The organism is Streptomyces atratus, assembly GCF_040655115.1.
Classification (GTDB): Bacteria; Actinomycetota; Actinomycetes; order Streptomycetales; family Streptomycetaceae; genus Streptomyces; species Streptomyces atratus_D.
In genome coordinates, this window is record NZ_JBFAJH010000010.1 from 136770 (window position 1) to 158968 (window position 22199).

At 69.3% G+C, this 22199-nt stretch carries 17 protein-coding genes, 1 tRNA gene and 3 pseudogenes; 11 read left to right on the forward strand and 10 right to left on the reverse strand.

Annotated features, from left to right (window positions below):
- Positions 1-92: 92 nt before the first annotated feature.
- The 3 genes and pseudogenes from AB0I23_RS14875 to AB0I23_RS14885 form a co-directional block, all read right to left on the reverse strand.
- Complete coding sequence (locus tag AB0I23_RS14875; protein WP_359109591.1) at positions 93-737, reverse strand: SigE family RNA polymerase sigma factor; 645 nt, start codon at positions 735-737, stop codon at positions 93-95.
- 169 nt (positions 738-906) lie between these two features.
- Positions 907-1185 (reverse strand): annotated as a pseudogene (locus AB0I23_RS14880) (thiolase C-terminal domain-containing protein); the annotation flags it as partial.
- Between the two features lie 142 nt (positions 1186-1327).
- Complete coding sequence (locus tag AB0I23_RS14885) at positions 1328-1639, reverse strand: hypothetical protein (RefSeq protein WP_359109592.1); 312 nt, start codon at positions 1637-1639, stop codon at positions 1328-1330.
- Positions 1640-2001: 362 nt separating this feature from the next.
- On the opposite strand from AB0I23_RS14885, the gene AB0I23_RS14890 reads away from it, so the two are divergent.
- Positions 2002-2901, forward strand: coding sequence for a bifunctional DNA primase/polymerase (locus AB0I23_RS14890; protein ID WP_359109593.1), 900 nt, complete (start codon positions 2002-2004; stop codon positions 2899-2901).
- Positions 2902-3006: 105 nt separating this feature from the next.
- On the opposite strand, the pseudogene AB0I23_RS41680 reads toward AB0I23_RS14890, so the two are convergent.
- The 5 genes and pseudogenes from AB0I23_RS41680 to AB0I23_RS14915 all read right to left on the reverse strand — a co-directional run.
- Positions 3007-3180 (reverse strand): annotated as a pseudogene (locus AB0I23_RS41680) (helix-turn-helix domain-containing protein); the annotation flags it as partial.
- Positions 3181-3351: 171 nt separating this feature from the next.
- Positions 3352-4668, reverse strand: coding sequence for a phosphatase PAP2 family protein (locus tag AB0I23_RS14900; RefSeq protein WP_359109595.1), 1317 nt, complete (start codon positions 4666-4668; stop codon positions 3352-3354).
- A gap of 382 nt (positions 4669-5050) precedes the next feature.
- Positions 5051-5903: pseudogene (locus tag AB0I23_RS14905) on the reverse strand (transposase); the annotation flags it as partial.
- A 152-nt stretch (positions 5904-6055) separates the two neighbouring features.
- Positions 6056-6142, reverse strand: a tRNA-Ser gene (locus AB0I23_RS14910).
- 865 nt (positions 6143-7007) lie between these two features.
- The gene (locus AB0I23_RS14915) at positions 7008-8498 is read right to left on the reverse strand and encodes a S1C family serine protease (protein ID WP_359109596.1); all 1491 of its coding nucleotides are present in this window, start codon (positions 8496-8498) and stop codon (positions 7008-7010) included.
- 197 nt (positions 8499-8695) lie between these two features.
- On the opposite strand from AB0I23_RS14915, the gene AB0I23_RS14920 reads away from it, so the two are divergent.
- The 3 genes from AB0I23_RS14920 to AB0I23_RS14930 all read left to right on the forward strand — a co-directional run bounded on the left by AB0I23_RS14920 (position 8696) and on the right by AB0I23_RS14930 (position 11399).
- Positions 8696-9523: a glycerophosphodiester phosphodiesterase gene (locus AB0I23_RS14920; RefSeq protein ID WP_359109597.1), complete on the forward strand. Its 828-nt coding sequence runs from the start codon at positions 8696-8698 to the stop codon at positions 9521-9523.
- Between the two features lie 53 nt (positions 9524-9576).
- Entirely contained in the window at positions 9577-10176 is a 600-nt protein-coding gene (locus AB0I23_RS14925) for an ATP-binding protein (protein WP_359109598.1), read from the forward strand.
- Between the two features lie 257 nt (positions 10177-10433).
- Entirely contained in the window at positions 10434-11399 is a 966-nt protein-coding gene (locus tag AB0I23_RS14930; RefSeq protein WP_359109599.1) for a DUF5926 family protein, read from the forward strand.
- A gap of 782 nt (positions 11400-12181) precedes the next feature.
- On the opposite strand, the gene AB0I23_RS14935 is transcribed toward AB0I23_RS14930, so the two are convergent.
- A complete protein-coding gene (locus AB0I23_RS14935; protein ID WP_359109600.1) occupies positions 12182-12865 on the reverse strand; it encodes a bifunctional DNA primase/polymerase in 684 nt (227 codons plus the stop codon).
- Positions 12866-13337: 472 nt separating this feature from the next.
- On the opposite strand from AB0I23_RS14935, the gene AB0I23_RS14940 reads away from it, so the two are divergent.
- Positions 13338-14825 (forward strand): PP2C family protein-serine/threonine phosphatase, encoded by a 1488-nt coding sequence (locus tag AB0I23_RS14940; RefSeq protein WP_359109656.1) that lies wholly within the window; start codon positions 13338-13340, stop codon positions 14823-14825.
- 124 nt (positions 14826-14949) lie between these two features.
- Complete coding sequence (locus AB0I23_RS14945) at positions 14950-16413, forward strand: aminopeptidase P family protein (RefSeq protein WP_359109601.1); 1464 nt, start codon at positions 14950-14952, stop codon at positions 16411-16413.
- 40 nt (positions 16414-16453) lie between these two features.
- Here the strand turns inward: AB0I23_RS14945 and AB0I23_RS14950 are convergent, their stop codons facing one another.
- Entirely contained in the window at positions 16454-17008 is a 555-nt protein-coding gene (locus AB0I23_RS14950; RefSeq protein ID WP_359109602.1) for an ATP-binding protein, read from the reverse strand.
- A 227-nt stretch (positions 17009-17235) separates the two neighbouring features.
- Between AB0I23_RS14950 and AB0I23_RS14955 the strand changes: the two genes are divergently transcribed.
- The 5 genes from AB0I23_RS14955 (at position 17236) to AB0I23_RS14975 (ending at position 22179) form a co-directional block, all read left to right on the forward strand.
- Positions 17236-18057: a hypothetical protein gene (locus AB0I23_RS14955; RefSeq protein ID WP_359109603.1), complete on the forward strand. Its 822-nt coding sequence runs from the start codon at positions 17236-17238 to the stop codon at positions 18055-18057.
- 183 nt (positions 18058-18240) lie between these two features.
- On the forward strand, positions 18241-18987 hold the full coding sequence (locus AB0I23_RS14960; protein ID WP_359109604.1) for a YcnI family copper-binding membrane protein: 747 nt from the start codon (positions 18241-18243) through the stop codon (positions 18985-18987).
- A gap of 143 nt (positions 18988-19130) precedes the next feature.
- Complete coding sequence (locus AB0I23_RS14965) at positions 19131-19784, forward strand: SCO family protein (RefSeq protein ID WP_359109605.1); 654 nt, start codon at positions 19131-19133, stop codon at positions 19782-19784.
- Entirely contained in the window at positions 19781-20230 is a 450-nt protein-coding gene (locus AB0I23_RS14970; protein ID WP_359109606.1) for a copper chaperone PCu(A)C, read from the forward strand. Before AB0I23_RS14965 ends, AB0I23_RS14970 begins: the two co-directional genes overlap by 4 nt.
- 14 nt (positions 20231-20244) lie before the next feature.
- Positions 20245-22179, forward strand: a complete 1935-nt coding sequence (locus AB0I23_RS14975; protein WP_359109607.1) for a copper resistance CopC/CopD family protein — start codon at positions 20245-20247, stop codon at positions 22177-22179.
- Positions 22180-22199 lie beyond the last annotated feature (20 nt).

The window sequence follows — 22199 nt, forward strand, 5'->3', positions numbered from 1 at the left end:
GTCACGGACTCACAAGCTCACGGACTGGCCGGACCGCGGGCTTACGTCAGCCGGCGAGATCAGCCGGCTCACGGACCGACGGGCTCGCGGGGTCAGCGGACTGGTGCCAGTTCCGGATCTTCGCGCAGCTTGCCGAGCGCCCGTGACACCGCGCTCTTGACCGTTCCGATGGACACCCCGAGCACCTCGGCGGTCTGCGCCTCGCTGAGATCCTCGTAGTAGCGCAGGACAACCATCGCCCGCTGCCGGTCCGGCAGCTTCAGCACGGCTCGCCACATCGCATCGTGCAACGACTGCTGCTCGGCCGGATCGGGCGCCGGAGCCGTCTCCTGCTCGGGCAGCTCCTCGCAGGCGAACTCGTCCACCTTCCGCTTGCGCCACTGCGAAGTCCGGGTGTTCACCAGGGCCCGACGGACATAGCCGTCGAGCGCCCGATGATCCTCGATCCGCTCCCACGCGACGTACGTCTTGGTGAGCGCGGTCTGCAGCAGATCCTCGGCATCGCTCGGGTTCGCGGTCAGCGAGCGCGCGGTACGCAGCAGCACGGGCCCCCGCGCCCGTACGAACGACGAGAACGTCGGGTAGGGAGCGTAGGGCGCCCGCCCCGCATACGAACCGTGCGATCCCTGCGAACCATGCGACGCATGCTGCGTCTGCGACGCCGGTGAGTTGAGCGGCGCGTGTCCGGTGGCGGCAGTGGCTCCCCTGGAGGCGCCCGTGCAGACTGGCGTGGTCATAGCTCCACGCTAGGAGCGGGTGCTATCCGAGGGATCGGCCCCAGGTCCCGAAGCCACGTCCGCCTCAGGTTGTAGGGGTGGGGCCGGCCCCACCTCCTGGAGGAGTAGAGCTCGTTGTCAGGACTCAGGGTCGTCCCGCCGGGGCGACGGGCCCGCTCCTGCCCCACGCTCAATCGTCCGTGCCCAGAATCAGTCCCGAGGCAGGTACCCCTGTGCCCGCTGTGACCAGGGTTCTGGCCGCCCCGGATATCTGGTTCACCGACGTGCCCCGGACCTGCCGGACCGCCTCCGCGATGCCGTTCATTCCGTGCAGATGCGCCTCCCCCAGCTGACCTCCATGCGTGTTCAGGGGCAGCGCGTCGTCCGCCACGAAGCCGGCTGCCTCGCCCGGTCCGCAGAAGCCGAACTCCTCCAGCTGCATCAGCCCGGACAAAGTGAAGTGGCCGTGTCAGGGTCGGCGACGTCCGGACGCTCCCGTACGCATCCTCCGGAACGCGAAGGCCTGCGCAAGGAAACCGAAGTGTCCTCACGCAGGCCGCTGTTCACCCCACCGCGCCCCGGCCCCCGACCGGTCCGCAGTGGACCCCGGCTCACCAGAGTTTGGTGAAGTACACCGCGAGATTCCTGCTGGACTGATCGATCACAGTGAAGGCCGAGCCGTTCACCTGCGCCGAGTTGCTACGGTTCGATGCCCCGGAGCCCGTGGCCTGCTGCTGCGACGTGAACGAGTTGCCGAAGTTGTCCCTACCGACTCCACTGCTGCTGATCGTCGCGACACCCGCGTTCGATCCGTTGTTCGCAACCGAGCCGTTGTCGGCCTGGGCCACGCCGCCGAAAAGTGCGGCGGCGAGAGGCAGCGCGGCAACGGCGGCGAGGGCGCGAGCGGTACGGATGCTTGCCATGTCAATTCCTCCAGGAACCGGAAGTGCAGCTCGTTCCGGGGCGGTTGGCCGACCGCCCCGGTGTTGGTCACGACGTCGCGAGACCAAAGTTGCCCACCGAATCCCTGACGAACCGCCTATGATCCTCAATTCCCCCGCAAGCATGAGGAACACCCGATAAACCTTCCGCACCCCGCCAAAGCCCCAGTCCCCCGACGCATGGATTCGCGCCCCCGCGATCCCGCGCACCCCAAGAGGGAAAGCATTACTGCACATTTTCTACCAATCCACCCCATCGACCCTCAGTCACCCCGAGCCGCCCACCGGCACGCCGACCCCGCCCACCCTCTTCCCATTCTCGAACACATGTACGAAAATGAACTATGGCCATCACCGACCGGCAGACCGCCACCCTGGCCCTCGCCCACGCGCTCTCCGCCGCCGAGCACGGGCTCCCCGTCATCCCGCTGTCCGCCACCAAGCTCCCCGCCCTGCGCTCCCCCCACCGCGGCGACGACAGGCCGGTCAGCTGCCGGGGCGCCTGCGGCCTTCCAGGACACGGGGTCCATGACGCCACCACGAATCCCGCCGCCGTACGAGCCCTGTTCGCCGCCGCTCCGTGGGCCACCGGCTACGGCATCGCCTGCGGCCGGGCCCCGCACCACCTCATCGGCATCGACCTCGACATCGACGCCTCTGGCCGCAACGACTCCGCCACGGCCCTCCAGCAGCTGGCCCTGCACCACCTGTTCACCATTCCGCCGACCGTCACGGTCATCACACCGAGCGGCGGCCGCCACATCTGGCTCACCGGCCCACCCGGGGTGTCCGTACCGAACTCCGCCAGCCGCCTCGCCTCCGGCATCGACATCCGCGGCGCCGGCGGCTACCTGGTCGGCCCCGGCTCGGTCACCACCGGTGGCACCTACCGACTCGCCCCTGGCGCCGCCGATCTCGCACCGGCCCCCTGCCCCCGCGCACTCCTGCGGCTGCTCACACCCCCCGCGCGCCCTCACCGCCCCTCGAACCGCCCCCACCATGGCCAGGGCCTGGTCCAGTTCGTCCTCGCAGCACACGAAGGACAGCGCAACACCCGCCTGTTCTGGGCGGCTTGCCGTGCGTACGAACATGGCTTCGGGGACGCCCTCGCGGATGCCCTCACCAGAGCTGCCGTCCGCACCGGCCTCACCGAACACGAAGCCCGCGCCACCATCGCCTCGGCCGCCCGCCTCACCTCCGGCCGCCCCGTCGGCCCGGAGGACGGCCCCGACCGGTCACCCTGACCGGACGTGCCGGGCGGACACGCAGAAGGGGCGCCCTCCTGGACGCCCCTTCACAGATGATGCGGTGGGTGTGGGATCTGAACCCACGGTGACTCGCGCCCTCGTGCCGGACCCGTGCCAGCCGTTGCGCCATCTCTTGCCGGTTCGCACGTTGATGCCCACGATCCGGCATGCCTCTGTGCTGCTGCGTCCCTGCTGCATGAGCTGAAGGTATGCCTCCCGCTCACGCGTCAGACGGCGCCCCTTCCGGTGCCGGTCCTCCCGGATCTCGAATTCCATCGCATCCCCTGAGCTGGGGTGTTGCGACGACCACTAGAACTCAAGGGCGGCCCGGGGCTTCTGTGTTGTCTGGACGGCTGTCAGTCATGGGCTGACGTGCCACCTGCGCCACACCCCACCATCCCGGCCTCACTCGGGTAGCGCTCAGCCCACAACCTGGTGCAACTCGGTTCAAACCAGTCCGGGTTGCGGTTCCGGTTGCCGCGCTGGTGCGGTCCTCGGTTCCCACCGTGCGGTGGTCCTTACATAGCCGTAGACCACTGAGATCGTCGCCAGCATGAGAAGTGGTCCGGACACCCACGGATGCTTCGCCATCTCCAACGGCAGATAGCGATAAGACACCAAGAGCGCAGCGAAGACGGTTGCGCCGCAAGCGACCAACTGAATCCCTGATCGATCCCAGCCGCGGTCGAGCGAGCGCAGAGCTGCCTCGATCGTGAGCGTAAACACCACGCCGGCAATGAGATCCGCGCCGTAGTGGTAGCCAAATCCCAGCGTTGCGCAGAGCGTAGCTATCAGCCAGAACGTGCCTGCGAATCGCAGAATCCGTGGGCCCGTCCGGGAATGAATGAAGATCGCGGTAGCCCACGCTGTGTGCAGGCTGGGCATGCAGTTCCGTGGGGTGATCTCGTCGAATGGCATGTGGTGCGGGGTATTGATCAGCGGCGGCGTTTCCGGCCACAGGTTGGCCACCGCCCATTGCTCGCTGGGCGGCGTTTCCGACCACAGACTGACCGTCGCCCAGTGCTCGGCGCCGGCGCCGTAGGCGAAGATCGGTCCGACCACGGGGAAGATCATGTAGATGGTGGGCCCGAGGAGGCCGATCACCAGAAAAGTGCGCACCAGATGATGGCCCGGGAAGCGGCGCTCGACCGCCACGTTACGCAGTTGATACAGCGCGACGATGACCGCGGCCACCGCGAGCTGACCGTAGACGATGTCGAGAAAATTGAAACCGATCGGGCCGGTGGCCGTGACGATCCGGCCCACCAGCCACGACGGGTTGCCCAGCGCGTGATCGGCGGTTGCCACGTACTGGTCGAGCACCGCTGGGCGGGTCTTCGAGGTGATGAGTAGCCAGGTGTCGCCGGTCTTGCGGCCGGCCACCAGCAGCAGGCCCAGCCCGACGCCCTTCAGCAGCAGGACACGTTCCCGGCCGGTACGGCGAGTGACAGCGATGGCCGCATAGCCCAGAAGCACCCACAACGCACCGTTGCCGAAGGGGTGGCCGCCGGTCATCTTGGCGTCGACCGCCCACCGGACCACCAAGAAGGCGACGTCGATGCCGATCGCGGCAGCAGCCGCGATGAACCGTTGTCGCCAGGTGAGCACCACCATCATCAACGCCATACCGGCGTACAACAGGAAGCCTGATTTGGGGGCGAATATCACCTCTCGCGCCTGGTTGGTGATCGGCCCCGGCAGTCCGTAGCGACGTGCGGCGATCTCCAGCGCGATGAGGAATCCGAGGGCCACGACACCCACCACGACCCAGAGTCTCACCCGTGGTTGACGCCACACGGAGAATACGGTTCTGCTGCTTATTCGCAAAAAAGCCCGTGATGGTATATATCTCAATTTCAGCCGATTTTCTATATTTTTGTTAAAAGTCGGAGTGGGTTCGCTTGCCACCTTCCGGTCGGGGCTGCTTTCTCCCTCACCAAAAGCAGCCCGCCCGACGGGGGAAGACGCGCGCGGTGGCCGAGTCCGCCGCGACATCTCCGGCATAAGGCTCGATGTACTGCCACGATGACGCGCCCACCCCAGCTCCTGCCCTTCCCCGACCCTTGACTGTCGGCACGGACCCTACCCGTCGGCTCAGGCAGCGCGGCGGGCGTTCGGAGTCCGCCCGGCACGCCGAATGCCTGCCTTACGCCACCCGGTCCCGGCGCTCGACCAGCAGGCCGCGTTCGACACAGGCTCCGGCGCGGACGAGGGCGACGAGGTTGGGGTGCGTTGACGGCTCTCCACCGCTGCTGTGCGGACTCCACCAGCTTGAAGACCATGGCCAAGGCGGCGGCCGGGCTGCCGGCGCCCTTGGTGACCTTCGTGCGCAGGCGGACGGTGACGAACGCCGAGCGCGCCATCGCCGACCGCCAGGACGGGAGCGCGCATCCCGCGGCGCCGGCAATCGCGCAGCAAGACGCCCCGGGAGTCGGCAGATTCGCGGCAGCCGTCGCTCATGGCGATCAGTTCCTTGGTGCCGTCCGCGCACACCCATCAGCACGAACACGCACGACCTCGCCTCCCGCAGGCGCATGCGCAGGTGGATGCCCTCGGCCCACACGTAGACGGGACGTAGTCGCTGCCGGACAGGTCGCGCTCGCGAACGCCTGGTGGTCGGCCTGCCACTGCTGGGTGAGCCGGGTGACCGTCGCCGGTGAGAGGCCGGCCGCCGAGCCGAGGAACTGCTCCAGCGCGGGCACGAAGTCGCCTGACGACAGGCCCTGCAGGTAGAGCAGCGGCACCACCTCGCTGACCTTCGGGGACTTGCGGCACCACGGCGGCAGGATCGCCGAGAAGAACCGCTTGCGCTCACCCGTGGCCTCATCGACCCGCTTGTCGTTCACCCGCGGCGCCTTCGCCTCGACCGTCCCGGCCGCGGTCGTGACCTTCCTCGGCTGGTGGTAGCCGTTGCGCGCCACGAGCCGGTGGCCTTTCTCGTCACGCTCGTCAGTCAGCTCAGCCATATACGCGTTGACTTCGGCCTCCAGCGCTGCGGCCGAGCCCGCACAACGGCACGTTCCTCGTCACCCGCCCCGACTCCCATGGCGGAATGCAGGCCCAACGCCTTCGCCCTCCTCGCAACGAGAGCTGAAAGGGGCGCCCCCAGTCAGGGGCACCCCTTGTGGCCAGCGCAGACACTGACCTGCTGCGGTGGGTGTGGGATTTGAACCCACGGTGACATCGCTGCCACGACGGTTTTCAAGACCGTTCCCTTAGGCCGCTCGGGCAACCCACCTTCGCCCCGCCTTGTTTGCTGCGGAGCGGGCTACAGCCTACCGGCTGGGTGCTTCCGGTGTGACTGGCCGGTCTCATGAGTGGCCGCACCCGGTCAGCTGATCATGTGTCCATCGACACCGGGGAACCGCCGCCCCTGTCTCGCGTCCCCAGCCGCAGGGTGCGCCGCGGCAGGACACGTAACTCCGCTCACTCGTAGAGGAATCCCATCACCTTGCCGGGTCGTAGGGCGAGACGGACACTCACCTGCACGCTCCCCGTACGGCCTCACCTGCAAGCCCTGGAATGGTCGGTCCCGCCAGGAGCAGACCGGCAGTGCGGCTCACTGCGGCGAGGAGCCCCGAGGCCGGTGGTGGCGCTCCAGGGGCGGACGGTCACGGACCGGACTCCCGGCAACCCGAAATCGCCGTCACAGGTGCCGAATCGGCCGTACCCGCACCGGATCCCGGACAGCAGCGACCCCGCATGGATCTCGCTCCGAGCGAAGCCGCCTGCTCTCCGCACCTCAGCAGGTACGACGGGATCTTCCAGCGTCCGGCCACTCTGGAGGAGAGGGCCCCGGCGTCAGATCTCCACGCCGAACTGAGCAGAGTCGGCACCCAGTGGGATGTCGAGGAAGTCTGCGCACCGAGTCAGTAACCCCTGCGGCCGTCACGGCCGGGAACCCCCTACCGGGCACCGATACACACGGCGAATCGGCACCCGTCCGCAGCATCAACACAAGCTGAACGACTGCCGCACCCTGCGGACGAGATTCCGCACCGCCCCGGCCCGGCACCGCGGCCCTACGGGACGCACGAGGGGACTGCCGAATCGCTCGGCAGCCCCCCTCGTGCGTCTTTCCTGACTACGGACAGCCGATCCGGTCAGTTGTCGCCCTTGCGCTGTCCCAGGGTGACTTCGGCGGTCGACACCTTGCCGTCGCGCTTGTACGTCAGCGTCACCTTGTCGCCCGGCTGGTGGGTCCAGATCTCGCCGATCAGAGTCGGGCCGCTGTCGATCACCGAGCCGTTGAACTTCGTGATGACATCGCCCGCCTTGAGACCGGCCCTGGCCGCCGGACCGTCCGGCGAGACGGCCGGGGTGCCGCCCGATCCCTGGTCCGAGATGACGGCTCCGCCGGTCTTCTCGTCCATCGTGACCGTGGCACCGATCACCGGGTAGACCGGCTGACCGGTCTTGATCAGCTGCTGGGCGACGTTCCTCGCCTGGTTGATCGGGATCGCGAAGCCGAGGCCGATGGATCCCGCCTGCGACTGGGCGCTGCTGCCTGTGGACTGGATCGCCGAGTTGATGCCGATGACCGCGCCGCGCGCGTCGAGCAGCGGACCGCCGGAGTTGCCCGGGTTGATCGAGGCGTCGGTCTGCAGTGCGCTCATGTACGAGTTGCTGCCGCCCGAACCGTCGCCGGAGGCGACCGGGCGGTTCTTGGCGCTGATGATGCCCGTCGTGACCGTGTTGGACAGACCGAATGGCGCACCGATGGCGATCGTCGAATCACCGACCGCAACCTGGTCCGAGTTTCCGAGGGCGAGCGGCGTGAGGCCCGATGGTGCGTTCTTGAGCTTCAGCACCGCGACGTCGTAGCCCTCCGCGCGGCCGACCACCTCGGCGTCGTACTTCTTGCCGTCGGAGAACGTCGCCGTGAGCTGGCCGCTGTTCGCCGCGGAGGCCACCACGTGGTTGTTCGTGAGGATGTGGCCTTCCTTGTCGTACACGAAGCCGGTGCCCGTGCCGCCCTCACCGTCGCCGCTCTGCGCGTTGATGGTGACCACACTCGGCAGCGCCTTGGCCGCGACGCCCGCGACCGTACCGGGATCGCGCTTGAGGACCTGAGGGTTGGACGACGCCGCGACCGTGGTCGAACCGGAGGAGTTGGTGTCGTTCCGGTCGGCCGCCCAGTAGCCGAGGGCGCCGCCGACACCGCCCGCCACGAGCGCCGCCACGGCCACCGCCGCCACCAGGCCGCCGCCTCGCCGCTTGCGCGGGGCTTCGGGCGACTGCAGACCGGGGGCGCCCCACACGGGACCACCGTCACCACCCGCACCGTGGGCGTACGCGGGAACAGCGGGCGGGGGCGGCGGCCAGGCACCCGCGGGCTGGGACTGCGGCGGCTGCGGCGGCGGCCAGTCATTCGGACGCTGCGGCTGCTGGGACGGCTGCTCCGGCTGCTGCGCGTGCTGCTGCGGCTGCTGGAATTGCTGCGTTGCCGTCGCTTCCGACGATTCCGGCCTCGCGGGCGCCGGCGGGGACGCAGGCGTGTCCTCAGGAGCAGCGGCCGGCACGGGAGGTGCGGACGGAACGGACGGAACGGCCTGAGCCGCGGTGCCCTCGTTGCCCTCGTTCTCGGTGCTCACAGCTCTTTACTCCTCGGTTCCTCATCAGTTTCGGCAAGAGATCCGCTGTGCACGTGTCTGGAGCCAGCTTTTCCCATGACCCGTCAGGCCACTGTAAGCAGGACCTGTGCGTCCGCACACCAATCTTTATATCCGGCAAAACGGTCCCTCGTTGCGAGGTGCACGCACCCGTCGCCCCACGGTGACACGATGACGTGGTGACCCACGCACGGCAGCACACCCTGCACCACCCCATCCAGGTCATCGCACACCGCGGAGCGTCCGACGACGCACCCGAGCACACCCTGGCCGCATACCGGAAGGCGATCGAGGACGGCGCCGACGCCCTGGAGTGCGATGTACGCCTCACCGCCGACGGCCACCTCGTCTGCGTCCACGACCGCCGGGTGAACCGCACGTCCAACGGACGGGGCGCCGTCTCCGCCCTGGAGCTCGCCGAACTCGCCGCACTCGACTTCGGCTCCTGGAAGGACCGTGAGGAGTCCCCGGACTGGGACCCGGTGCCGGGCGAGCTCACCTCCGTACTCACCCTGGAGCGACTGCTCGAACTGGTCGTCGAGACGCGAGCCGCCGGGCACCCCGTGCAGCTGGCCATCGAGACCAAGCACCCCACGCGCTGGGCCGACCAGGTGGAAGAACGGCTGCTGCACCTCCTGAAGCGGTTCGAGCTCGACGCGCCACCGGCAGACGCCCCCTCGCCGGTGCGCATCATGAGTTTCTCGGCGCGCTCCCTGCACCGCATCCAGGCCGCCTCACCCACCCTGCCCACCGTCTATCTGATGCAGTTCGTCTCACCGCGGCTGCGCGACGGGCGGCTGCCCGCCGGTGCCCGGATCGCCGGTCCAGGCCTGCGGATCGTACGCAGTCACCCCGACTACATCGAGCGACTGCACCGCGCGGGCCATCGCGTGCACGTCTGGACGGTCGATGAACCGGAGGACGTCGAGCTCTGCGCTCGCCTGGGTGTCGAGGCAATCATCACGAATCGCCCAAAGCAGGTTCTGTCGCAGCTGGGTCACTTTTAACATCAGTTACAGGGAGTACTCCGGCGCATTCGGTCTGTATTCGATCGTTACGAGTGCGTCACCGGCAGACCATGGGCCGGTTTCCGGCCCAGTCCAGGAGGGCATTCACTCCGTGGCGTGGGGCAAAGGAGGTCTCGGGGGTGGCGTTGGTGGTGGCACAAGAAGTGCCCACGTCGTCGAGCATGGCCGTACCCCACGGCCCTGCGGGCGTGGGCCGGGCGCGGCACCGGATGCGTGAGCAATTGCGCAGCTACGGGGTGTCGGATTCGGTCGTCGACGATGCTGTATTGATCCTTTCCGAACTTCTCAGCAATGCCTGTCGACATGGCAGGCCGCTGGGACGACACACAGATGTGGGTGACGGTGACGTCCGTGCCGCATGGCGCGTCGACAGAACAGGTGGGCTGACCGTCGAGGTGACGGACGGAGGCGGTCCCACCAGGCCGATTCCGGCCACTCCTTCGGTGACGGCGCGCGGCGGACGCGGGCTCAACATCATCAGCGCGCTCGCCGAGGAGTGGGGCGTACGCGACAGCTCGTCCGGCGAGGTCACCGTGTGGGTGGTGGTCAGCGAGGGCCATGGGACCGGGACCGGACACGCGCCGGGGCTCGACGGGCTGGACTTCGCCGACGCCTTCGACGACGTGGGCTGAACCCGACGCGCCGGATGCGCCACCCGGACGGGGGGCAGACGCACCACTCGGCGGACGGTCCCGCGTGCGGACCGGCGGACGGACCGGCGGACGGACCGGCGGACGGACCCGCGTGCGGACCGGCGGACGGACCCGCGTCCCGGCCGACCTTCCGGCGTATGTACACGCAGGCGCCCGGGCGTCTGTGCCCCGTACTCGACACGGGCGGCTAGGCTCGCGGCCCAGACCGCACTGTCGCAATCGGGAGAAAGCCCACCATGGCCAAGAAGCGCCCTCAGACCAAGGCCGGGAAGCAGCAACTCAAGGACGGCGAGATCCCGGTGGTCGGGGCTCGCGAGCCCTGCCCGTGCGGTTCGGGCCGCCGCTACAAGGCGTGTCACGGCCGCGCCGCCGCCCAGGCCGTGACCGAGCTGGTCCACCGCCCCTTCGAGGGCCTGGCGGGCGAGTGCGACTGGGTCGCCCTGCGCGAGCTGGTGCCCGCCGCCACGGTCGAGCTGACACTCAAGGGCGGGCTGCCCGAGGGTGTGCCCTCCGTGACGCTCGCGACCGTGCTGCCGATGGCCTGGCCTGCACTGCGCCGAGACGACGGTTCCGTCCTGCTCGCCCTGCAGAACGACACCTCCTCCGGCGACCTCAGCCGTGACCTCGCGGACACCCTGCAGCGCGCACTGGCCGCCGAGCCCGGCTCGCCCGTCGCCGCCCGCCGTGTACCCGCCGACGGTCCGCGCCTGCAAGACCTCCTCGACCCGGAAGCAGCGTTCGAGCCGGTCGTCCGATCCGGCTTCGAGTTCTGGGTCCCGGACGCGGAGAACGCCACGCCCGAGGTGTCCGCTTCCCTGGAGCGCGCGAACGAAGCGGCGATCCCGACCGTTCTGCTCTCCGGGGTGAGCGCCGCGTACTGGTGCGAGACCCCGGAGAAGAACCACCTGCGCTGGGTCATGCCACACCCCGAGGAGCAGCTGCTCGACGCGCTCGCCCGGCTGCATGCCGCCGGCACCTCCTCGCTCGGCGAAGGGACCCGGCTGGTCGGCTCCTTCCGCGCGCACGGGCTGATGGTTCCGGTCTGGGACCTGCCGAGCGCGATGGGGGCAAAGGAGTGCGAGAAGCCCGCAGCCGAACTCGCGGAGCGGCTGGCGGCGGCACTCGCCTCGGACGCCCCGCTCACCGCCGAGGAGCGCCGGGCCCGTGGCGGCCTCACCAACCGCCAGGTGACGCTCAGCTGACCTGCGGACGTGACGCCCCCTGTGGGCCGCGCGGTGACTCGCGTCACACCTGCCGCACCCGCAGGTAATTCGCTGTCCGAATAAGCGAGATCGAATTTGCGAACGGCAGATCTCTTGTTACGGTTCTAGAAGCCCGGTCGCTGGTGCATCCCCCGTCGCCAGCGGCCGGGCATTCTCATGCCCGGACTCGGCGCGCGGCGCGGCTCACAGAGCGGACTGCGCCCGGCGCACAGCAGCCGCGGACCGACGTCGACCCCGACGCAGGGACGCCGCGGAGCGGAACCGGCAGCGCGCCGGGACCCGTGAGGGCGGTGGGCCCGGTGGCAACGCCGACTGCGTCACCTTCACCGGAGCGGTCGGTATCGGACAGAAATCCGACACCGGAACTCCCCTTCAAAGGTCCATTTGAGGCAGTCCCCGAAGTATCTGCCGAACCTTTATGAGAAGACGCATCAGAAAGCCCATCGGCATCAGAGTTTGCATGGGCGGACTTTGCATGGCCAGGTACGGAATCAGGGCTCTCCGCGGGTTCCGCGGAAGCGACGAGGGGAAACACCACCGCACCCACCATTACGATCATGCGGAGATTCATGGTGGCCCGACCTGCCGGCTGTACGGGAGTCCCTGACGCCGCGCCGAAGACATCGGCGCCATAGGGGCGCCCGGGTGGAGCACGCCCGTGCTCCGCAGAACCGGGACCGGCTCACACCCGAACGCGCGAGCCGATCCACCCCGGGCCGTCGGCTGAGCCGCTCATACGCCGGACCCGTCAGCCGCGCCCGTCAGTAGGCGAGCCGGCTGCCGCCGTCCGGAGCGCTGGTGCTCGCTTCGACCAATGCGTCCAGGACGGCTTCGACATCCGGCAGCCAGGGCGTCGCCGAGCCGGTCAGGGGAGCCCGCTCCCAGCGCACCTGCCCCGAACCCACTCCCGACGGGGGGAGGACAAGATAGCCGCCCTCGCCGTGGAAGCGCAGCGAACTGGGCACCCAGTCCTTGGCGTGCAACAGCTCACCGAGCCGTTCGAGGGTGTACGGGGCGACCAGCAGCGACCACCGCGTCCGTGTCGCCACCACCGGACCCAGCCGCATGCCCATGCGGTCGAGCTCGGTCAGCGCCCGGGCGCCGGCCACGGCCGGCAGGCTCAGCGCGCACGGGGCTCGGCCACCGGTGGCCAGCACGATCGGCGCGGTCGGGCGGTTGTTCCACCACCAGCGCACCATGCGCTCATCGGTGGTCGCCGCGAGGAGACCGGGATCGAAGGGGTGTGCGCCGGGTACGGCGCACTCGGGATCGGGGCAGGCACAACCGCGGCCACGGTCGCCGCGGCTACCGGCTGCGTCCAGTCCCACTCCGGGGAGCACGGGCCACTGCCATGCAGTGGCGCAGGTCATGGCCGCGTCGAGCTGAGCGGGCCTTGCCTTGCGCCGGAGCCGGAGCCTGCGTCGCCTTCCGAGGATCTCGCGCATGAGCGCTCGTTCCTTTCCGTTGAACGCCGAGGGCCACATCACACCATGTGCGTCACATCACGTGTGCATTTCTTCACCGTGCGTACATGTTCTCTATGCCTGCGGTACGGGGTCACCCGTCGGTACCGAGCGTGAGCCGAGTCGAGCCGAGCCAGGTCCAGCCAAAAGCATGGCGAGGGGCAGCGCGCGTCGCACCTGCCGTCTCACGGTGCACAACCCCGCCACTCGGGGATGGGGAGCGGCCGTCACAGTGAGGACGCCCGGGCTCTGCGCCAGGTTCCGGGGCAACCTGAACTGCCCCTGGTTCCTCACCGATTACGTACCCCGCAGGCCCGGAATGACGCTCCCGCCGGGCTTCACCCCGCAGGCACCCCCTGTCGAGCCAGACCCAGTCGACCGCAATTAGCCGCCATAGGGTGCATTTTTTGGCCAACTTAGTGGTCCCATGGACACCACAAATGTCGTAGGGACAATGCTGGACATCGGCTTACTTGTGCGTGTACATGTGGATGCACTGATAGCGGCGCAGAATGACATGGGGGTTTGCGATGCTATTCGACGAAACGCACTGGTCGGAAAGCCGGTTGCCATGAGCGCCCCTCACCTGCCGAAAGTGGCTGGAATCGACCCCATGGTTCCTGTTTCAGCGCGCACTTCCGGGTCCCTGGCCGATGGGCCCGCCGCACCGGGGGTCTTCATCCAGGACCGTCTGGCCGGCTGGGTGTCCGACCTCACGACGCTCCATGAACTCACCGAGCGACTGTCCAGAACCAGCACCCTCGACGACGCCCTGCACGAGCTGCTGGATGCCGGCGCGGCTCTCGTCGGCGCCCGCCGCGGGCTGATCGTGTTCGAACCCTCCGACCGTCGCGGCCCGGTCTCCACCATCGGTCTCGGGCTCGCCCATGCCGAACTCGGGCACATCGAGACGGTGCCGCGCAGCGCCACCTCGTACGGACGGATCCTGGACGGTCTCCCGGCCACCGAAACTCCACTGACCAGCCCTGACCTTCTCGGTGACACAAGCGTGGACCCCCGCCACCGCGAGGTCGCCGCCCGGCTCGGATACGCCGCCAGCTACGCTCTGCCGATCACCACCGACGCGACCGGACGGCTCGGCGCAGCCGTCTGGCTGTATGACGAGCCCGCCGAGCCGCTGGAGCGCCAGCGTCATCTCGTCGGCCTGTACGCCGGGTACGCGAGTGAGCATCTGGCCCGGTTGCTGGAGCTGGAACGGGCCAGGGCCGACGTCGCCACCATCACGGAGGAGCTGCTGCCCAGCCGACTGCCCCGGATCACCGGCGTACAGCTGGCCGCCCGCCATCGCACGGCACCGCGCGGCGGCGGTGACTGGTACGACGCGCTGGCGCTGCCGGAAGGCGCACTCGGTCTCGCCGTCGGTTCGGTGGGCGGATCCGGGCCGAGGGCCCTGGCCGCCATGGGACGGCTGCGGGCGGGCCTGCGGGCGTACGCGGTGATGGAGGGCGAGGATCCGGTCGCCGTCCTGTCCGATCTGGAACTGCTGCTGCGGCTGACCGAACCCGCCCGGTCCGCGACCGCGCTCTTCGCCTACTGCGAACCGGCCCGCCACAAGATCCTGCTGGCCGGTGCCGGGCACACCCCGCCGCTGGTGATCGGCGACCGGCGCACGGAGTTCGTCGAGACCTCGTTGTCCGCGCCGCTGGGCATGCTCGCCTGCTGGGAAGCGCCGAGCGTGGAAATCGCTCCGGCGCCCGGGGAGACCGTACTGCTCTACACCGACGGGCTGCTGCGCCGTACCGGCGACTCGATGGACCGGGCCTTCGCACGGCTCCACTCGGCGGCCGCGAGCGTGCCGAGGGCGCAGCGCCACGACGCCGAGTCCGTCGCCGACCATGTCCTGCGGACCGTCCTTCCGGACGGGCTCGACCAGACCGAGGGCACGGAGGATGTCGTGATCCTCGCCGCACGCTTCGACTGAACCCGTCGTTTCGGCTGAGTGGTCTCTTCAGGTTCCGCGTGTAAGAGGTCTTCCGGCCCTGGGCCCCCTTCCGTACGCCCGTACGATGGACGAGGTCCAGTGTCGTATCAAGGAGAGTCAAGCCGTGTCTGAGGAGCTCATCCCGGAGAACCCGGAGACCGAAGAAGCCGAGACGGTCAAGCAGCGGAAGAACGGCCTGTACCCAGGCGTCTCCGATGAGCTCGCCGCCGGTATGAAGTCGGGTTGGGCCGACACCGAGCTGCACGGCCTGGAGCCGATCGCGCAGGCCGGGCACACCGCCGACCGCCGCGCCACGCTGTCCGCCCGCTTCCCCGGCGAGCGTCTGGTCATTCCCGCGGGCAAGCTGAAGACCCGTGTCAACGACACCGAGTACGCCTTCCGCGCGTCCACCGAGTACGCGTACCTCACCGGCGACCAGACCCAGGACGGTGTGCTCGTCCTGGAGCCGAAGGACGACGGCCACGAGGCGACGATCTACCTGCTCCCGCGCTCCAACCGGGAGAACGGCGAGTTCTGGCTCGACGGCCAGGGCGAACTGTGGGTCGGCCGCCGCCACTCCCTCGCCGAGGCCGAACAGCTGCTGGGCATCCCGGCGAAGGATGTACGCGAGCTCCCGGCCGCGCTGGCCGAGGCCACCGGCCCGGTCCGCAACGTCCGTGGCCACGATGCGGGCATCGAGGCCGCGCTCACCGACAAGGTCACCGCGGAGCGCGACGAGGAGCTGAAGATCTATCTCTGCGAGGCGCGGCTGGTCAAGGACGCCTTCGAGACGGCCGAACTGCAGAAGGCCTGCGACGCCACGGCGCGCGGCTTCGAGGACGTCGTGAAGGTCCTCGACAAGGCCGAGGCCACCAGCGAGCGCTACATCGAGGGAACGTTCTTCCTGCGCGCCCGCGTCGAGGGCAACGACATCGGCTACGGCTCGATCTGCGCGGCCGGCCCGCACGCCACGACCCTGCACTGGGTGCGCAACGACGGCCCCGTGCGCTCCGGCGAGCTGCTGCTCCTCGACGCCGGTGTCGAGACCAACGACCTCTACACGGCCGACGTGACCCGGACCCTTCCCATCAACGGCACGTTCACGCCGCTGCAGCGGAAGATCTACGACGCGGTGTACGAGGCCCAGGAGGCGGGCATCGCCGCCGTCAAGCCGGGCGCGGCCTTCCGCGACTTCCACGACGCCGCGCAGCGCGTGCTCGCCGAGAAGCTCGTCGCGTGGGGTCTGCTGGGCGACCTCTCCGTGGAGAAGGTTCTGGAGCTGGGTCTTCAGCGCCGCTGGACCCTGCACGGCACGGGTCACATGCTCGGCATGGACGTCCATGACTGCGCCACCGCGCGCACGGACACGTACGTCAACGGGACGCTGGAGGCCGGCATGTGCCTCACCGTCGAACCGGGCCTGTACTTCCAGGCCGACGACCTGACCGTGCCGGAGGAGTACCGCGGCATCGGCGTCCGGATCGAGGACGACATCCTCGTCACCGAGGACGGCAACCGGAACCTCTCCGACAAGCTGCCGCGCCAGGCCGACGAGATCGAGGCCTGGATGGCCCAGCTCAAGGGCTGATCACCGGGAATCCGCACCCGTGCGCCGGAGGGCGCCCTGCTCAGGACACCATGAGCAGGGCGCCCTCCCGCCATTTCAGAACCTTGTCGAAACTCACCACTGCGCCACAGCCCGGGCGGTTGCCGAAGTGGACGTGGTCGGCGAGCTGCTCGATCAGACAGAGCCCCCGGCCGTCCTCGGCGCCGACGGGCGGCAGGTACTGCTGCTGATGTTGGTGCTGATCCGACTCCGGCTGATCGGCAGTGCGAAGCGCGCACCGGGCGGGGAAACCGGGCCCCGAGTCGGCGACTTCGATGCGACATTTCTCGCCGTCCAGATACGCGGTGACCCGGTACTGCCCGGAGGCCGTACCGGGCTGCTCATCCCAGGCGTCCCATGTGTCCCAGAGAGCCCCGGGGGCGTCGATGTCTCCGACGTCTCTCCGGTCCCCGCCGTGCTCAACGGCATTCGCACAGGCTTCGCTGAGCGCGACCGACAGATCGAAGGAGATGTCCGGATCGACGCCGGCGGTCTCCATGGTGCCGAGCAGGAAACGACGGGCGAGCGGAACGCTCGCAGCTTCGCGCCGCAAATGGAGTGACCACCAGATGCTCATGCTCCAGCCTCCTGGCTGCGGCTCGACATACCGATACGTATTGCCGCGCCGGGCGGTTCGTAAGCACAGTCCTGATGTGAAACCGCTCATTCGGCGGATACCCGCACTTCGTGCACCCGTGTATGCCGGGCCCGACAGCAGGAACGCCGCGCACCCAATCGGGCCGAAGACGACCTTCCGGACCTGCCGCACCAAGGCCCGGGGCGCAGTGCGATGATGGCCCCGCCATGTCTACGCCTGACGCACGCGCCGGAGCCGGTCTGCGGCTCTTGAGGGCCGCGGTGTTCACCGCGGTCTGTGTCGCGCTGTCCGCGGCAGGGCACGCACTGGCGTCCTGCGCGAGCGTCCCCTGGTGGACGCTGCTCGCGGGCTTCCTCGGAGTCTTCGCGGTGGTGGTGGCACTCGCCGGACGCGAGCGTTCCCTGCCGTCCATCGCCGCCGCCCTGGCCGGTGGACAGCTTGCCCTGCACACCCTGTTCGGACTGGGCACGCACAGCGCGTCCGCCACACCGACGCAGGCAGCGGCGGGCGACAGCTCCCTGATCCGGTTCGCCGCCGGCCTGGTGTGCGGCGCCGGGCCGGCGCAGCTGAACGCCGCCGACGCCCACCGCATCGTCAGCGACGCGGGCATCGATCCGGCGACGGTGACGGGCATGGGCCATCCGTCCATGGCAGCCGCCGGAACCGGCCCGACCGCCCTCGCCGGGCCGCTCACGGATCTGCTGCCCAGCCTGCCCATGCTGCTCGGCCATCTGCTGGCCGCGCTGGCCACCGGCTGGCTGCTGCGGCGCGGCGAGATCGCGTTGTTCCGGCTGGCCCGGCTGTCCGCGTACGGCGCCCAGCAACTCGCGGCCGGGGCCCGGTTGCGCGCGCTGCGGGCCGCGCTCGTTCTCGTACGAGCGCTGCGAGCCGGTCTCCCGGATGAAGCGGCGACCGGGCCGCGCACTCTCCGTACCGCAGCCGACGCACCGGCTCCGGTCACCGGCGATCCACTGCAGCACCAGGTGATCAGGCGCGGGCCTCCGCCCGTGTTCACCCTCGCAGCCTGACGCGACGCCCTCCGCTCGTGGCACGCACGAACCGTTCTGTGTTCACCACTCGGCCCATGCCCCCGTGGTGCCCGCCCGGCTCCGTGCACGCACGCCGCACGTAGGGAAGAGGTGTCGCGATGCCGTCGCGCACCTGTGCGGCGGACCTCCTTTCCTTCGTGCTTCTCCGGAGTGATTCCTGCCATGAACGTTTCCCGCATCGCCCTGGTCGGCGGCGTCGCCGCGTCCACCGTTCTGATCCTCGCCGGTACGGCATCCGCGCACGTCAGCGTGCAGCCGCAGGGCGAGGCAGCCAAGGGCGGCTACGCCACGATCAACTTCAAGGTTCCCAACGAGCGCGACGACGCCTCGACGACCAAGCTCGAGGTCAACTTCCCGACCGACCACCCGCTGGCCTCCGTGATGCCGCAGCCGGTGCCCGGCTGGAAGATCGACGTCACCAGGAGCAAGCTGGCGAAGCCGCTGGACATGCACGGCAAGAAGATCAACGAGGTCGTCTCCAAGGTCACCTGGACCGCCGAGGGCAGCAAGAGCGACCTCGGCATCGGCCCGGGCGAGTTCCAGCAGTTCCCGCTCTCCGTCGGCCAGCTCCCCGAGGACGCCGACCAGCTGGTCTTCAAGGCCATCCAGACGTACGACAACAAGGAAGTCGTCCGCTGGATCGAGGAGCAGAAAGACGGCGCCGAGGAGCCCGAGAGCCCGGCGCCGGTCCTCAAGCTGACCGCCGCGACCACCGACGAGCACGGCAGCACCGCCGACGACAAGAGCGCTGCGGCGACCGCCGACGGAGCGAAGGACAAACACACGGAGGCTGCTTCCGCCTCGTCCTCCAGTGACACCACCGCTCGTGTCCTCGGGGTGGTCGGCATCGTCATCGGCATCGCGGGGGTGGCCTTCGGCATCCTCGCCGGCCGCCGCCGCAGCGTCTGATACCCCCGGTCCTTTCTTTCGGATCAGGCCTCTCCTCCGGATCAGGTCGCAGACGCGTGGGCTTCGGCCCACGAGCCCGGCCTGATCCGGAGGATGGCCCCACGCCCCACCGTTTTCACCGACCCACCAGGAATCAGCGATCCATGCGTAAGAAGACTGTGCTGGTCGCGGCGTTCGTCGCCGCGGCAGCACTCACCCTGTCGGCCTGCGGCAGCAGCGGCGACAGCGCCAAGAAGCCCATCGCCGATGTCTCCACGGAGGCGAAGACCCAGGCCGCGACCGTGCTCGACCAGCCGTTCACCAAGCCGGATCTTGTGCTGACGGACACCCACGGCAAGAAGTACGACCTGCGTGAGCAGACCAAGGGCAGGCCCACGCTCATCTACTTCGGCTACACCAACTGCCCCGATGTCTGCCCGCTGATCATGAGCAACATCGCCATCGCCAAGAAGTCCCTGCCCAAGGCCGACCAGGACAAGCTCCGGGTCGTCTTCGTCACCACCGACCCCGAGCGGGACACCCCGTCCTCGCTGGGCAGCTGGCTCAAGGCCCAGGACGCCTCCTTCATCGGCCTCACCGGCGACTTCCCGACCATCCAGGCGGGCGCACGCCAGATCGGCATCGGCATCGACCCGCCGAAGAAGGAGAAGGACGGTACGGTCGTCTCGATGCACGGGTCACAGGTCATCGCGTTCTCCCCGAAGACCGACAAGGGGTACGTGCTGTACAGCGAGGACACGTCGCCCGACGACTACACCAAGGACCTCCCCAAGATCATCGCGGGGGAGACTCCGTGAATCGCCGCACGACCCTCGCCGGCGCCCTCGCCCTCACCACCGGGCTGGCGCTGGCGGGATGCTCGGGCTCGGACAGCAAGCCCGAGCTGAAGGTGACCGGCGCGTTCATGCCGCAGCCCGTCAGCGACATGGCGGCGGGCTTCCTCGTCGTGCGGAACAGTGGCGGCAGCTCCGACCGGCTCACCTCGGTCACCAGCCCGCTCTCGGACCACGTCACGATCCACGAGACGAAGAACCAGACGATGCGCATGGTGACGTCCTTCGAGGTGCCCGCCGACGGCGAGCTGGACCTGGAGCGCGGCGGGAGCCACATCATGTTCACCGCGCTCAAGCAGCGGCCCAAGCAGGGCGAGACGGTGACCGTGGAGCTGCACTTCGAGAAGGCCCACCCCATCACGGTCGACCTTCCTGTGAAGGAGACCACCTACAACCCGAAGAAGCAGTGAGGGACTGACACACCATGACAGCCACCGCCCCGCACTTCGGGCCGTCCCCGTCCGCGCCCCCGATGCGCCGGCCACTCGCCGCGGCCGCACTCCTCGCCGCGCTCGTCACGATGGTGGCGGGCCTGCTGCTGGGCGGCGCGGCACCCGCGTCCGCACATGCCGCGCTCACCGGGAGCGATCCGCAGGACGGGGCGGTGGTCGCCACCGCGCCGAAAGAGGTCACGCTCACCTTCTCCGAGCAGGTCGCCATGGGCGACGGTTCCATCCGGGTCCTGGACCCCGGCGGCAAGCGCGCCGACACCGGTGCGGCTCCGCGTGATCTGCAGAACGGCTCCGCCGTGAAGTACGGCGTCACGCTCCACGCCGGGCTGCCCGACGGGACGTACACCGTGGCCTGGCAGGCGGTCTCCGCGGACAGCCACCCGGTCTCCGGCGCCTTCACCTTCTCCATCGGGGCCCCCTCCGAGACCGCTGTCGCCCTCCCGTCGGACCAGGCCGGTGGTGGCCTGGTCGGCGCGCTCTACGGCATCGCGCGGTACGCCGCGTACGCCGGGTTCATCGTGCTGGCCGGTGGCGCGGCCTTCGTCCTGGCCTGCTGGCAGCTCGGGGCGGGCGCGCGCCCGGTGCAGCGCCTGGTCGTGCGCGGCTGGATGACCCTCACCGCGGCCACCTTGGCCATGCTGCTGCTGCGGAGCCCGTACACCGGCTCGGGAAAGCTCGCGGACGCCTTCGACCTGGACGGCCTGAAGGCCGTGCTCGATACCAAGCCCGGGGCCGCGCTGGTCTCCCGGCTGCTACTGCTCGGGGCCGCCGCGCTTTTCATCGCCGTCCTGTTCGGGGCGTACGCGAAGCGCGAGGACGAGCGGGAGAAGAAGGACCTCACGTTCGGACTGGCCATCGGCGGCGCGGTCATCGCCGCCGGGATCGCCGGGACGTGGGCGCTCGCCGAGCACGCCTCGACGGGGATCCAGCCCGGCATCGCCATGCCGGTCGACGTGCTGCATCTGCTCGCCGTCGCCGCCTGGCTGGGCGGACTCGCGGCGCTCCTGGTCGCGTTGTACCGGACGCCGGACATCGGAGCCACGGCGGTACGGCGCTTCTCCCGCATCGCATTCGGCAGCGTGCTCGTGCTCACCGCGACCGGGCTCTACCAGTCCTGGCGCCAGGTGGGCTCCTGGTCCGCGCTCGCGGGCACGGGGTACGGGCAACTGCTTCTCGTGAAGGTGGGACTCGTCGCCGTACTGGTCGGGGTCGCGTGGATCTCACGGCGGTGGACGGCTCGACTGACGGCGGGCACGACCGAGGTGGATCCCCAGGTGGACGTGGATGTGTCCGCCGAGGTGGAGAGCAAACCCTCGGAGGCGTCCGAGGACCCGTCGCGCGCCGCCCAGCTCGCCCGGCAGAAGGCCGCTGTGGCGACCGCCACGAAGAAGCGGAACCGCGATGCCGACCCCGACCGGTCCGGGCTCCGCCGCTCCGTGCTGGCGGAAGTGGGCGTCGCGGTGGCCCTGTTGGCGGTGACGACCGTACTGACCTCGACCGAGCCGGGACGGACCGAGGAGGAAGCGGCCCGCGCCTCGACCAGCGCGTCCGCGCCCGTGGCCGACGGACCCGTCACGCTGAGCCTGCCGTTCGACACCGGAGGCCAAAACGGCAAGGGGACGGTCCGGATGGACATCGACCCCGGCCGTACCGGCGCCAACGGGCTCCACCTCTGGATCGACGCGCCCGACGGACAGCCCATGGACGTCCCCGAGGTGAAGCTCGCCTTCACCCTGAAGTCCAAGGACATCGGGCCGCTGCCCGTCCTCCCCGAACGGCTCACCGAAGGGCACTGGACAGCGAGCGGCATCCAGATCCCGATGGCGGGCGACTGGAACGTCGCGGTGACCGTCCGTACGTCGGACATCGATCAGATCACCATCGGCAAGAACGTGAAGATCGGCTGAGCGGAATCGTGAGCACAGAC